We start from the raw sequence: 12,142 nt of genomic DNA, 5'->3' as shown, positions 1-12,142 counted from the left end.
GAAGGGATTCGATGACGACTATCGACACGGAAACGGACGTAGCGACCCTCATCAACGTCTTCACGGTGGCTCCCGAGCGACAGGACGAACTCGTTTCCCTCCTCGCCGACGCCACCGAGGAGACCATGCGCCACCTCCCCGGTTTCGTCTCCGCGAACATCCACCGAAGCCGGGACGGCGAGCGCGTCGTCAACTACGCTCAATGGGACAGCGAGTCCAACTTCGAGTCCATCTTCGAGCGTCCCGACGTGCGCGAGCACATGGATGGGGCACTCGAACTCGCCACGGCGGACTACCACCTCTACGACGTAGCCTTCACGGACGAATAGTAGACCGAATTCGGAAACTCGCGCCCCGATTCCGGTGGCTTATTGCCGTGCGGGGACTGGGTCTCACCCATGGACGCGGCGCTGGGGGCACCCGAGAAGATGGCCGAACACAGCGACGAGCTGACGCCGATGATGCGTCAGTACTTCGAGCTGTGTCGCCGGTACGACGATTCGATGGTACTGTTTCAGGTCGGCGACTTCTACGAGACGTTCTGCGAGGCGGCCGAGCGCTGTTCGAGGATTCTCGAAATCACGCTCACGCAACGCGAGGACAACACGGGGACGTATCCGATGGCCGGAATCCCCATCGACAACGCCGAATCGTACATTGAGGCGCTGTTGGAGGCGGGCTATCGAGTCGCGGTCGCGGACCAAGTGCAGGACCCGGCCGACGCCTCGGGCGTGGTCGAACGCGCTGTTACCCGCGTCGTCACACCAGGCACGCTGACCGAGGACGAACTGCTCCACGGCGACGACAACAACTTCGTCGCCAGCCTCGCCCACGACGACGGCTACGGCCTCGCCGTCCTCGACGTTTCGACGGGGGACTTCTACGCGACGACGGTCGAAACCGAGGGCGAAGTCCGTAACGAAGTGGAGCGGTTCGCGCCCACGGAAGCCATCGTCGCCCCCGCGTTCGATGCGAACGATACGCCGACGCCCGACGTGTTCGACGCGGACTGCATGGTGACGGAGTACGAAGGTGCCACGTTCGGCATCGACGGCGCGAGCGACCTCGTTTCCGACTACTTCGGCCCGCCGGACCGGTTGCTTGCCACCGACGCCGAAATCCGGGCCTGCGGCGCGCTCCTCTCCTACGCCGAGTACGTCCGCGGCGGCGAAGGGGCAGTTGACGAGGACGGAAGCGAAAACGTCGCGGACACCCGACTCGACTATCTCAACCACCTCACGCGCTACGACCCGCGCTCGTACATGCTGTTGGACGCGGTCGCGCTCACGAGCCTCGAACTCTTCTCCCCCCGTGCCGTCCACGGTCAGGAGGAGGCCACCCTCGTCGGCGTTTTGGACGAAACGGCGTGCGCCCTCGGGAGCCGCAAACTCACGGATTGGCTTCGCCGACCCCTGCTGGAACGCGACCGCATCGAGGACCGACTCGACGCCGTCGAGGAGTGGACAACATCGGTGCAGGCACGCGAGGAGGTCCACGACCTGCTTCGGAACGTCTACGACATCGAACGCCTCATCTCCCGCGTCTCGCGTGGTCGGGCCAACGCCCGCGATTTGCGCTCGCTGAAGGCGACGCTCGACGTGGTGCCCGACATCGCCGAGGCAATGCAGGGCGTCGAATCGTCAAAGCTCCGAAGGCTCCACGGGAATCTGGACGAGATGGACGACGTGCGCGACAGAATCGGCCGCGCGGTTCCCGAAGAGCCCCCCATCGAAATCACCGAGGGCGGCGTCATCAAGTCGGGCTACGACGACGAGCTCGACTCCCTCCGAGAGACGGAACGCTCGGGCAAAGCGTGGATAGACGACCTCGAAGCGAGCGAACGCGAGCGAACGGGCATCGGATCGCTCAAGGTCGGCTACAATCAGGTCCACGGCTACTACATCGAAGTCACCGACCCGAACCTCGACAAGGTACCCGAGGACTACACGCGACGGCAGACCCTGAAAAATTCGGAGCGGTTCTACACGCCCGAACTCAAGGAGCGCGAGGACGAAATCGTCCGCGCCGAACAGCGCGCCGACGAGTTGGAGTACGACCTCTTTTGCGAAGTTCGCGAGGCCGTCGCCGAGGAATCCGAACGAGTGCAGTCGCTCGCCGAGACGCTGGCCGAACTCGACACCCTCGTCGCGCTGGCCGAAGTCGCCGCGAAGCACGGCTACTCGCGCCCCGAAATCGTTCCCGAGGGAATCGAGATTCGAAACGGCCGCCATCCCGTCGTCGAGCGAACCCAATCCTCGTTCGTGCCGAACGATACCCACCTCGACCACGACACGCTCGCGGTCATCACCGGGCCGAACATGGCCGGGAAATCGACGTACATGCGGCAGGTCGCGCTCGTCTCCATCCTCGCACAGATCGGCAGCTTCGTGCCCGCCGACGAAGCCCACCTCGAACTGGTGGACCGCGTGTTCACCCGCGTCGGCGCGAGCGACGACATCGCGGGCGGCCGTTCGACGTTCATGGTCGAGATGACCGAACTCGCGGACATCCTCCGCGACGCGACCGACCGCTCGCTGATTCTGTTGGACGAGGTGGGTCGCGGAACGAGCACCACGGACGGCTTCGCCATCGCCCGCTCAGTGACGGAACACGTCCACGACGAAATCGGCGCGAAGACGCTATTCGCCACCCACCACCACGACCTCACCGCCGTCGCCGCCGACCTTCCGAACGCCACGAACCTCCACTTCGGCGCGACGGAGCGGGACGGCGACGTCGTCTTCGAGCATCACATCTCCGAAGGCGCGACGATGGCGTCGTACGGCGTCGAAGTCGCGGGACTCGCGGGCGTTCCGGAGTCGGTCATCCGACGCTCGAAGGAGTTGCTGGCCGAAAGCGAGGGTGTGGATGCGGCGGAGGGAGGTTCCGATTCCCGAGATACCGACTCGACCGACTCCGCCCTCTCTCCATCCGCCTCGGCCGCTTCGGACGACGTACTGGCCGAACTCCGACGGACCAACGTCGCCGATACGACGCCGCTCGAAGCGTTGCAACTGCTCGATAGGCTGAAAGGGCGGTTGGATTGAGACATCGCTGTTTTACGGTTCCAACGGGACGAACTCCAAGCCGCTTTCGGCGAGCATGTTGCGGGCGCGCTCCGTCACCGACGGTGCGACGAGGACGCCGCGAACCTCGGCCTCTGCGTGCAGGTCACGGTGGAGGGCGTCCACGTAGCGCCGGAGTTGCCCCACCGCATCCGGACCGACGCGCCGCCGCTTGAGTTCGACGACCATCGTGATCCCGTCGGCGTCCTTGCCGTAGATGTCGATGGCACCCGCCGCCGTCTGGCGCTCGGTTGCGAGCGGCGTGAACCCGGATTCCACGAGGTCCGGGTCGTCCAAGATTCGCCGGCGGAGGTCCTCCTCTGTTCCCGCGAGCGACAGCTCCTTCGCGTCGGCCACGTCGAACGCCGATACCTGTACGAGGCGTTCGAACTGGACTTCGAGCGATTCGCTGGGGTTCGTTCGCCGACTGCCGACGCGGAGCTGTCCGTCCACGAGTTCGGCGGCGAGGATGCCGCCTGGCGGTTGCCAGTTCACCGGTTTCTGTCCCTCCTCGGTGTGGACGAGCGTGGTTCCGTCGGGTTTGAGGACGACGAGGCGGTCGCCCGGTCCGAGATAGCTCTCCGCGCGTCCGTCGTAGTCGACGGTACAACGGCCGAACATGGTCACGAGGTCCCCTCGTTCCACGGCCGTCTCGACGTGTGCTAGCGCCTCGCCGTGCGTCGGCCGTCGAAGCGTGGCGGAGTCCGTGTCGTTCGTCTGCGTCACTGCCGGATGGTAGATGGTAGTCGGATAAAAACCGATTGCCATCAGCGCACGGAAACCACCTCCCGACGACCCCCCGTCCACTCGATGACGCGAGCGTCGAGATAGTCGTGTGCCTCCGGTTCGTCGAGGGTCTCGCGACGAACCATGTCCCGAACTACCGCTCTCGTCGCGCGAAACCACCGACGGGCGCGTTCGGCATCGCGCTCGGAATCCACCGCGACGAGGACGCCAGCGTGCGGGTCGTCGTCAGTGGAGGTGCCGAACCACAGCGGGAGGAACGCGGTGACGACCCACGCGAGAGAGACGACGTAGAACGCCTCGTACGCCCGGTAGTCGAACGTGGCGGCATCCTCGAACGACAGCGCCCGTCCTCGGGGCGTCGGGTCGATGGCCGGGGTCCATCGGTTCGGGTTTCGTTTTCCGTTGCCGTCAGCAAACGGCGTTTCCGCCGCGATTTCGTGGCGTAGTGCGAAGTCCGTCGCACCCCAATGGGCGTAGTGGCGGTCGTAGCGGCCGTCCGGTCGCTCGTAGGCGACGAGTGCTCGGTGTCCCACGGTGGCTCGGAGTGCCCCCGTCATCGCATAAAAACGTACGCCGACACGGCCCGAATATGAACGGCGATCCGCCCAAAGCTTCAATTCGCTTCTCGGTCGAATTATCAGTATGGCACAGTTTTTCGGAGGTGCGAAACGGTGACTCGCTACCCCTCCCTCGAACGGTACGGACTCATCGGCAATCTGGAGACCTGTGCGCTGGTGAACGACGAGGGCGAAATCGAGTGGCTCCCCATGCCCCACGTCGAGTCACCGAGCGCGTTCGCGAGCGTCTTGGACGCCGATGACGGCGGTTACTGGCGGATTCAGCCCACCGACCCGTTCGAATCGGAGCAGTCGTATCTGGACGAAACGAACGTGTTGCGGACGACGTTCGAGACGGCTTCTGGCACGGTGCGCGTCCTCGATTTCATGCCCGTTCGGGAGGACGGAATGGAGCGTGCCGTCTACCGCAAGGTGGCGTCCGTCGAGGGGAGCGTCGAACTCGAACTGACGTTCGAGCCACGACTCGATTACGCCCGCGGGGAGACGTTCGTGGAGTCCGTCGAGAACGGGATTCGAGTTACGGACGGAGGTACCGACGATGGCGGCGGAACGGACGACGGGGAGTTCATCTTTCTCTCGGGCGGCGTCAGGTTCGAGGTGGACGAAGCGACGGCGCGCGCCACGTGGTCGGTGTCGGCGGACGAATCGACGTGGTTCGTGCTGTCCCACGAGGAGACGAGGGAGGCGGTCTCGGAGGACTGTGAGGAACGACTCCATCGAACCGTCGAGTTCTGGCACGACTGGGCGCATTCCTGCGCGGACGTCTGTACGTTCAGCGGAGTGGCACACGACCTCGCGATTCGGTCGGGGCTGGTGCTCAAACTGCTCACCCACCGCGAAACGGGGGCCATCTGTGCCGCACCGACCACCTCGCTCCCGGAGAACCCCGGCGGGGTACGAAACTGGGACTATCGCTACAGCTGGATTCGCGACGCCGCGTTCACGATTCAGGCGCTCGCCAACCTCGGCCACACCGCCGAGGCCGACGCGTATCTCGATTGGTTTCTGGACCTCAGCCACGCCGAGCATCCGACCCAACTCCAACCGCTGTACGGACTGCACGGCGACCCCGAACTGACGGAGCGAACGCTCGACCACCTCTCGGGCTACCGCGATTCGACCCCGGTTCGCGTCGGCAACGCGGCGAAGGATCAGCGACAACTCGACGTGTTCGGCGAACTCCTCTTGGCGATATTCGAAACCGCCGAACCCGACGACTTCTCGTCCCACGACTGGGACGCGATTCGCGGCATCGTCGAACACGTCTGCGACGTGTGGGACGACCCCGACGCGGGAATCTGGGAGGTCCGCGGCGGCCCTCGCCACTTCGTCCACTCGAAGGTGATGTGCTGGGTCGCCATCGACCGCGGCCTTCGAATCGCCGACGAGTGGGAGTTCGACGCTCCGACGGCGGAGTGGGAGGAGACGCGCGACATGATTCGCGGCGAACTCCTCGAACGCGGATACGACGACGAAGTCGGGAGCTTCACCCAGTCATACGACTCGAAATCGCTCGACGCCACTGCGTTGTTGATTCCCATCGTCGGCTTCCTCCCGTTCGACGACGACAGGGTGCAGAACACCATCGACGCCGTCCGCGACCGCCTCGAAGCGGACGACGACGGCCTCGTTCGTCGCTACAACGGCACGGACGGCCTGCCGGGGGAGGAGGGAACCTTCGTCATCTGCTCGTTCTGGCTCGTCTCCGCGCTGGCCCTCTCGGGACGCGTCGAGGAGGCCCGCGACGTGTTCGAATCGGTTTGTGACCACTCGAGCCCGCTCGGCCTCCTCGCCGAGGAAATCGACCCGGAGTCGGGGCGGTTGCTGGGGAACTATCCGCAGGCGTTCAGTCACGTCGGGTTGGTCAACGCGGCGCTGTATCTCGGCATGGCGGAACGCGGGGAGAACCCCCATCCGAAAACCATCGGCGCACGACGGCAGTCCGACGGTCCACCGCAAATGGAGGAGCGTTGAACGGGGCTGTCGGCCACGACAGCCCCTGTCGTGGCCGACCGAACGCGACGTAAAGCCGTTCGAATACGTACGGTCGGGTATGGCCGAATCACCGCTACCGACCGCACCGACACCGTCGGTGTGGTTCGCCCGTCCGACGCTTCTCCTGTTCGCCTTCCTCGCGCTCACGTCGCAACTGCCCGCCGTCCTCGACATCTACAGCTCCCTCCTCTGGCGGCTTCTGTTCATCCCGTCGTATCTGGTGATGCTCTTCCTCTACGACGCTCCGTGGGGACTGGAAAACGCGGTCTACGCCCTCGACGGCGTCTTCGGCGGCGGGAAACTGCTGTGGGAAACCGGACTGTTCATCACGTACTACCTGTTCGCTGTCGTCGTGACGTGGCTCAGCCGACGGCTGACGGGCGTTCGCTGACCGAGTCGGTCGGTTTCGTATCCGTGAACGCCCTCAGTCGAGGACTTCCGCCGCGTTGTCCCGTGGGCGGTAGCCCAACGCACGCTCTGTCCAGAGGAGCGAGAGGAATCGCTCGTCGTTCCGGGAAGTGGCGTGGGCGGTGACGGTCGGTTCCGGGAGATCCGCCGTGACGGCGGCGTGAATCACGTCGCGACAGTCCCGCGGGCTGAGCCACATGGCGCGGGCGAATCGGGCGTATTCCTCCGGTTCGTCCTGCGTTTCTCGAAGCTCCTCCTCGGGGATGAGCCAGCCGATTCTGAGGTTGACGACTTCGATACCGTAGCGGTCGGCGTAGTAGGTTCCCAGCGCCTCGCCGGTCACTTTGCTCACGCCGTAGTAGGAGTCCGGGCGCGGCGGGTCGTCGTGGTATATCGGTTCGGCCGTGTCGGACGTCATGGTCTCCGTTTCGGTCTTGTCCGCCGCGTTGTACATCCCGACGGCGTGGTTCGAGGAGGCGAAGACGACCCGCCGAATCCCGTGTTCGCGCGCCGCTTCGAAGACGTTCCGCGTCCCCTCGATGTTCACGTCCACGGTGCTCCGCCAGTCCGCATCAGGTGACGGGTTCGCGGCGAGGTGTACCACAACGTCGTGACCTGACAACGCATCCGAGAGCGCGTCGTAGTCCGTCACGTCACAGAGGACGCTGTCGATGTCGTCGTGTTCGCTGTGGGTGACCGGCGTCACGTCGAACTCTTCGAGGGCGGAAAGCGACTCCCTCCCGACGTTGCCGCCGGCACCCGTCACTGCGATTCGTGTCACGTCAGCGACGTTGGTTCCCGATGACCCTATAATCCTCGGCCGGTCGGGTCGAAAAATCAACGGGTGGTGCAGTCCATCGGACTGACGATTTCACCCCGTTTTCCGGTCGCGGCGGCACCCCAACGGTTTTGCCGGAGTGGGTTGACGACGTTCCAATGCCAGTCCAACCAGATTACGTGAAGAAAGTGGGCGGTATCCTGTTGGAGCGATACCCGAACGCGTTCACCGACGACTTCGACCGCAACAAGGAGAGCGTGACCGTCCTGACGAACGTCGATTCGAAGAGCGTCCGTAACAAAATCGCGGGGTACATCACGAGGCGGGACGGGGAACCGCCGCGTGTCGTCGAGTGAGAGTAATCACGCATCATCGAGGACGTTCGACTCGCTTTTTCACGACGTACTGGTCGTTTCCGTCCTCGCTATGACGGGCGACTCCCTGAGGGCGACCAGTGCGAGTCCGACGAGGACGACGACGCCGACGAGAGCGACGGTGACCAACGACGAGTACGCGTCGGCAACGAACCCACCGACGAGGGTGAGGGGAAGCCGTAGCGCCGCGTAGGCCATCGACGCGGCGGAGAGGACGGTCGCCCGTCCGACCGACTCCGAGTGGTCGTTGATGTACTGATTGACCAGCGGCCGGAGGAGCGTGTTGGACCCCGTTCGGGCGAAGAACATCGGAAGAGCGAGGAGGGGGGCGAACACCGGCAGGACGAACGAGACGCAGAGGAGTACGGGAACCAGTAGGGTCGTCGTTCGGAGTCCGACGGTCTCCTCTATCGCCCCGGCGTAGTAGCTCACTCCCGCGGAGACGAGCGTGAATCCGGCGTACAGCGGCCCCATGAGTTCGACGGGAAACCCGAGTGGTCCCGTCGCGATGGGTTGAACGTAGCTTTCTACCACCCCAACCGCGGCGAAGAACAGCGCCACGTAGACCACGAACGACCGAAGCGGGGGAACCGAGAGGTGACGACGGATGACGCGAACCGCGTCGGTGGGAGACAGCACGTCGCCCCTGTCGGCGTCGCCGTATCCTCGATTTCGCGGCAGGGCCAACAGCACGACTACGCCAGCGCCGTTCAGCACCCCGGAGGCGAGAAACGGCAATCGCGGGTCGAGTTCGTACAGTACGCCCCCTGCGAGTACCGTGACGACCGTCACCACGCGATTGACGGCCGTGCCACGGCCGCGGACGCGGGCGAACCCGTCCGCGTCGAGTTCGGCGCGGAGGTGGTCGTAGAGCCACGCGTCGTCGCTCCCGGAGCGGAAGACGAGTGCGAGCGTCCAGAGGACGTACAGCACCGCGAGCGCGGGAAACGAGCGGGCGACGACGAAGCCGAGGACGGAGAGCGTCATGCAGACCGAACTGACGACGAGGCTGTCCCGGCGACCGATTCGGTCCCCGACGTAGCCCGTCGGTATCTCGCCGACGACGGTCAGCGTCGTGTACAGCGTACTCAGCAGCGCGATTTGCGTATAATCGAGGTTTCGGTAGAGGAGAAAGAGGGTGAATATCGGCGAGAAGAATCCGAACGAGACGGTCGCTTGGTAGCAGTAGTATTTGTGGATGGCCGAAAGGCGAGACATCGAATCGGTGTTCGGACGAGGGACGGTAAACCGTTTCCTGAAACGCGTTCCTGTAGAAAAGTTGCCACTATATCCACAGATTCAGGCGGGTGGAAGACGTAATACTATCCATGAGACTGTACGCTGCGATGCGAAACGGCCTGCTCGTCCTCGATGAAAGCGGAACCTCCTCCGTTCGGTTGACGGACCACGATTTGCAGTGTGTCGCTGCGACGGCCGAACGGGTCTTCTGTGGCACGTTCGACGCCGGTCTCTTCCGAAGCGAGGACGGCGGCGACTCGTTCGAGTCGGTCGGCGAAGGGACGATTCCCGAGTCGGTGATGTCGCTCGCCGTCGACCCCTCCGACCCGGACACCATGTGGGTCGGCACGGAACCCAGTGCGGTCTATCGAAGTACGGACAGCGGCGACTCGTGGGACCACCGCGCCGGACTGACCGACCTTCCCTCCGAACCGAACTGGTCCTTTCCGCCCCGCCCCCACACCCACCACGTCCGGTGGATCGAACCCGACCCGTACGACCCGGACCACCTCTATGTCGGCATCGAAGCGGGAGCGCTCGTCCAGACGTACGACGCGGGCGAGACCTGGGAGGACAAGGTGCCGACCGCCCGCATCGACAACCACTCCCTGACGACCCATCCCGACGCGCCGGGGCAGGTCTGGTCCGCCGCCGGGGACGGCTATGCCGAATCCGAAAACAGCGGCGAGACGTGGGAGTACCCGCAGGAGGGTCTCGACCGTCGCTACTGCTGGAGCGTCGCCCTCGTACCGGACGACCCGGACACCGTCCTCCTCTCCAGCGCGACGGGGCCGCGAACCGCCCACAACGTCGATTCCGCGAACTCCATCGTATCGCGGAAGCGGGACGGCGAATCGTGGGAACGATTGGACGGCCTTCCGACCGGAGAGGGCGTCACCCGTACCGTCTTCCAGTCGGGCGACTCTGGCGGAGAACTGTACGCCGTCAACAACCGCGGCATCTACCGAACCGAGGACGCAGGGACGACATGGGAGGAAGTAGTCGAGCAATGGCCGACCGAGTTCGAGCGGACGACGGCGCGCGGATTGGCGGTCGTCAGCGGGCGCTGACGTCCTCCTTCGCCACCCGACGGTCGAGGAAGTCGGCCACGAGTTCCATCGACCGAATCTTCTGTTCGATGTCGGTGCTGCCGTGTCCCTCCTCGCCGAGTTCCTCGTACTCGAAGTCGCCGTTTTCGCCCTCCTCGAAGCCGTCTTCTTCCAGCGCGTCGCGGAAGAGTCTGGCCTGCGAAACCGGCACCCGACGGTCGTTGACGCCGTGAACCATCAGGAGCGGCGAACCGAGGTTTTCGGTGTATTCGACGGGACTTCGCTCCCGGTAGAGGTCGTGGTTCTCCTCGGGATCGCCGAGGTACTTCTCCATCAGTCCGGTCCGGAAGTGCGGCATCGTGTTCTCGTACATGTCGTGGAGGTCGGTGACGCCGACCCACGCGATACCCGCGGTGTACAGTTCGGGGTACCGGACCATCTGCCAGTAGGCGCTGTAGCCGCCGTAGGACCCGCCGTACACGAGGAGTGCGTCCTCGTCTATCCAGTCCTCCCCGCGGAGCCATCGCGCCCCCTCGGCGACGTCGTCCTGTTCGCCGCCGCCCCAGTCGCCGATGAGTCGCTCTTTGAACTCGCGTCCGCGACCCGCCGACCCGCGATAGTTGATTTCGAGAACCGTGTAGCCGCGGTTCAGGAAGAACTGCGTCCGCCGCTTGAAGTTCCGCTGGTCCTGTACCGGCGGACCGCCGTGGACCTTCACGACCGCTTTGGACGGGCGTTTGCCGGAGTCGTAGAGCAGGCCGCCAATTTCGGTTCCGTCGTGCGACTCGAACGTCACGTACTCCGCGTCGGTGAACGACTCGGGGTCGACGTCGTCGTAGACCGGTTCGAGGAGCGTTTCGGTTTCGCCCGATTCGATGTCGTGGACGAGCAGGGCGGGGCGCTGTGTCGGCGTCGTCTGCTCGACCAGTACGCGCCCGTCGCCGAGGAGGGCGGCGTCACCGTATTCGGGGAACGACGCCACGCCCGTCGGCAGGTCGAGTTCCGTCGCGGTTCCGTCGACGTCGTACACCAGTGGAACGACGGCGGCACGGCGCGTCCGAAGCGCGAGGAAGCCGTTTCCGTCGGGGAGGAACGCGACGGCCTCCTCGACGTGCTCGCCGTCGCCGAACCACTCGACCGACTCCGTTTCGAAGTCGTAGATTCCACAGCGCGTCTTGTCGTCCGCGTTGTCCGAGACGAGGAGTTCCGTACCGTCCGCCGACCAGTCCTCGAAGTGGCTCTCGCTGCCGTCGATGCCGAGTTCGAGGTTCCGCGGGTTCGATCCGTCGGCGTCGGCGACGTACACGTCCATGTTGCTCAGGTCGTCCGACTCGTTGGACATGTAGACCATCCGGTCGCCGTCGGGACCGTAGGAGGCGAAATAGACGCCCAACTCGTACTCCGTGAGTTGCTCGTTCGTTTCGGTTTCTCGGTCGTAGCGATAGAGGTTCATCTGCCCGCCGACGCTGCTCACGTAGAGCAGTTTCCCGTCGTGAACGTCGGTGAGCATACACTGTCCGGAGTCCTCGACGACCGGCGCGGCGTTGCCGTCGAGGTCCATCTCCCAGATGTCGTTTTGCTCGTCGCCCGAATCGTCGAGATGGAAGTAGACGCGTTCGCCGTCCGGTGCCCACATGAACGGATGCCGCGCGTTTCGCGGAACCTCGCCGTCGCTCACCCGCCGCATCTCGCCGGACGCCACGTCGATAACGTGGAGTTCGTTGCGGCCGGTGTCGTCGTAGTAGACGGCGACCCGTTCGCCGTCGGGTGACGCCGCCGGATGGTTGAACTCCGGGAGGCGTGCAAGGGCTTCGAGGGAAAACTCTCCTGTCATCGAATACGAATGTGTATCGTCGGAATATCAACCTTTCCCGAAGCGCAGTTCTGTATTGACTCTTATATCTTCGTG

General features: G+C 64.6%; 11 protein-coding genes. 6 read left to right on the top strand and 5 right to left on the bottom strand.

Going from position 1 to position 12,142, the window contains the following annotated elements; translation table 11 throughout:
• The first annotated feature begins 11 nt into the window (after window positions 1–11).
• Window positions 12–329, top strand: coding sequence for an antibiotic biosynthesis monooxygenase family protein (locus tag ACGYLY_RS10425; protein WP_395281697.1), 318 nt, complete (start codon window positions 12–14; stop codon window positions 327–329).
• Window positions 330–398: 69 nt separating this feature from the next.
• Window positions 399–3,047, top strand: coding sequence for a DNA mismatch repair protein MutS (gene mutS / locus ACGYLY_RS10420; protein ID WP_395281698.1), 2,649 nt, complete (start codon window positions 399–401; stop codon window positions 3,045–3,047).
• Between the two features lie 12 nt (window positions 3,048–3,059).
• Here the strand turns inward: mutS and nucS are convergent, their stop codons facing one another.
• Entirely contained in the window at window positions 3,060–3,833 is a 774-nt protein-coding gene (gene nucS, locus ACGYLY_RS10415) for an endonuclease NucS (protein ID WP_395281699.1), read from the bottom strand.
• Window positions 3,833–4,345, bottom strand: coding sequence for a DUF6735 family protein (locus tag ACGYLY_RS10410; RefSeq protein ID WP_395291141.1), 513 nt, complete (start codon window positions 4,343–4,345; stop codon window positions 3,833–3,835). The genes nucS and ACGYLY_RS10410 overlap by 1 nt, the downstream gene beginning before the upstream one ends.
• Window positions 4,346–4,483: 138 nt before the next feature.
• On the opposite strand from ACGYLY_RS10410, the gene ACGYLY_RS10405 reads away from it, so the two are divergent.
• Together ACGYLY_RS10405 and ACGYLY_RS10400 are read left to right on the top strand one after the other, a co-directional pair.
• Window positions 4,484–6,364 carry a glycoside hydrolase family 15 protein gene (locus tag ACGYLY_RS10405; RefSeq protein ID WP_395281701.1) on the top strand — a complete coding sequence of 627 codons (1,881 nt, stop codon included), beginning with the start codon at window positions 4,484–4,486 and terminating at the stop codon, window positions 6,362–6,364.
• A 79-nt stretch (window positions 6,365–6,443) separates the two neighbouring features.
• The gene (locus ACGYLY_RS10400; RefSeq protein WP_395281702.1) at window positions 6,444–6,776 is read left to right on the top strand and encodes a hypothetical protein; all 333 of its coding nucleotides are present in this window, start codon (window positions 6,444–6,446) and stop codon (window positions 6,774–6,776) included.
• A 33-nt stretch (window positions 6,777–6,809) separates the two neighbouring features.
• Here ACGYLY_RS10400 and ACGYLY_RS10395 read toward each other — a convergent pair whose 3' ends face one another.
• Window positions 6,810–7,574: an NAD-dependent epimerase/dehydratase family protein gene (locus ACGYLY_RS10395; RefSeq protein WP_395281703.1), complete on the bottom strand. Its 765-nt coding sequence runs from the start codon at window positions 7,572–7,574 to the stop codon at window positions 6,810–6,812.
• A 155-nt stretch (window positions 7,575–7,729) separates the two neighbouring features.
• Here ACGYLY_RS10395 and ACGYLY_RS10390 point away from each other — a divergent pair, with 155 nt between their 5' ends.
• Complete coding sequence (locus ACGYLY_RS10390; RefSeq protein ID WP_395281705.1) at window positions 7,730–7,927, top strand: 30S ribosomal protein S17e; 198 nt, start codon at window positions 7,730–7,732, stop codon at window positions 7,925–7,927.
• Window positions 7,928–7,966: 39 nt separating this feature from the next.
• On the opposite strand, the gene ACGYLY_RS10385 is transcribed toward ACGYLY_RS10390, so the two are convergent.
• Window positions 7,967–9,163 carry an MFS transporter gene (locus ACGYLY_RS10385; protein ID WP_395281706.1) on the bottom strand — a complete coding sequence of 399 codons (1,197 nt, stop codon included), beginning with the start codon at window positions 9,161–9,163 and terminating at the stop codon, window positions 7,967–7,969.
• A gap of 110 nt (window positions 9,164–9,273) precedes the next feature.
• Between ACGYLY_RS10385 and ACGYLY_RS10380 the strand changes: the two genes are divergently transcribed.
• Window positions 9,274–10,254, top strand: coding sequence for a WD40/YVTN/BNR-like repeat-containing protein (locus ACGYLY_RS10380; protein WP_395281707.1), 981 nt, complete (start codon window positions 9,274–9,276; stop codon window positions 10,252–10,254).
• On the opposite strand, the gene ACGYLY_RS10375 is transcribed toward ACGYLY_RS10380, so the two are convergent.
• Complete coding sequence (locus ACGYLY_RS10375; RefSeq protein WP_395281708.1) at window positions 10,241–12,067, bottom strand: S9 family peptidase; 1,827 nt, start codon at window positions 12,065–12,067, stop codon at window positions 10,241–10,243. The genes ACGYLY_RS10380 and ACGYLY_RS10375 overlap by 14 nt on opposite strands.
• Window positions 12,068–12,142 lie beyond the last annotated feature (75 nt).

Source organism: Haladaptatus sp. CMAA 1909 (assembly GCF_043952005.1).
Classification (GTDB): Archaea; Halobacteriota; Halobacteria; order Halobacteriales; family Haladaptataceae; genus Haladaptatus.
The sequence above is the reverse complement of the archived record's forward strand: the minus strand, read 5'-3'. Positions and strand labels throughout refer to the sequence as shown.

What these genes read in the sequence shown, in the direction of transcription:
- ACGYLY_RS10390 (WP_395281705.1), top strand. Translation starts at nt 7,730, where the DNA reads ATGCCAGTCCAACCAGATTACGTGAAGAAAGTGGGCGGTATCCTGTTG.
- mutS (WP_395281698.1), top strand. Translation starts at nt 399, where the DNA reads ATGGACGCGGCGCTGGGGGCACCCGAGAAGATGGCCGAACACAGCGAC.
- ACGYLY_RS10400 (WP_395281702.1), top strand. Translation starts at nt 6,444, where the DNA reads ATGGCCGAATCACCGCTACCGACCGCACCGACACCGTCGGTGTGGTTC.
- ACGYLY_RS10375 (WP_395281708.1), bottom strand. Translation starts at nt 12,067, where the DNA reads ATGACAGGAGAGTTTTCCCTCGAAGCCCTTGCACGCCTCCCGGAGTTC.
- ACGYLY_RS10385 (WP_395281706.1), bottom strand. Translation starts at nt 9,163, where the DNA reads ATGTCTCGCCTTTCGGCCATCCACAAATACTACTGCTACCAAGCGACC.
- ACGYLY_RS10425 (WP_395281697.1), top strand. Translation starts at nt 12, where the DNA reads ATGACGACTATCGACACGGAAACGGACGTAGCGACCCTCATCAACGTC.
- ACGYLY_RS10380 (WP_395281707.1), top strand. Translation starts at nt 9,274, where the DNA reads ATGAGACTGTACGCTGCGATGCGAAACGGCCTGCTCGTCCTCGATGAA.
- nucS (WP_395281699.1), bottom strand. Translation starts at nt 3,833, where the DNA reads ATGGCAATCGGTTTTTATCCGACTACCATCTACCATCCGGCAGTGACG.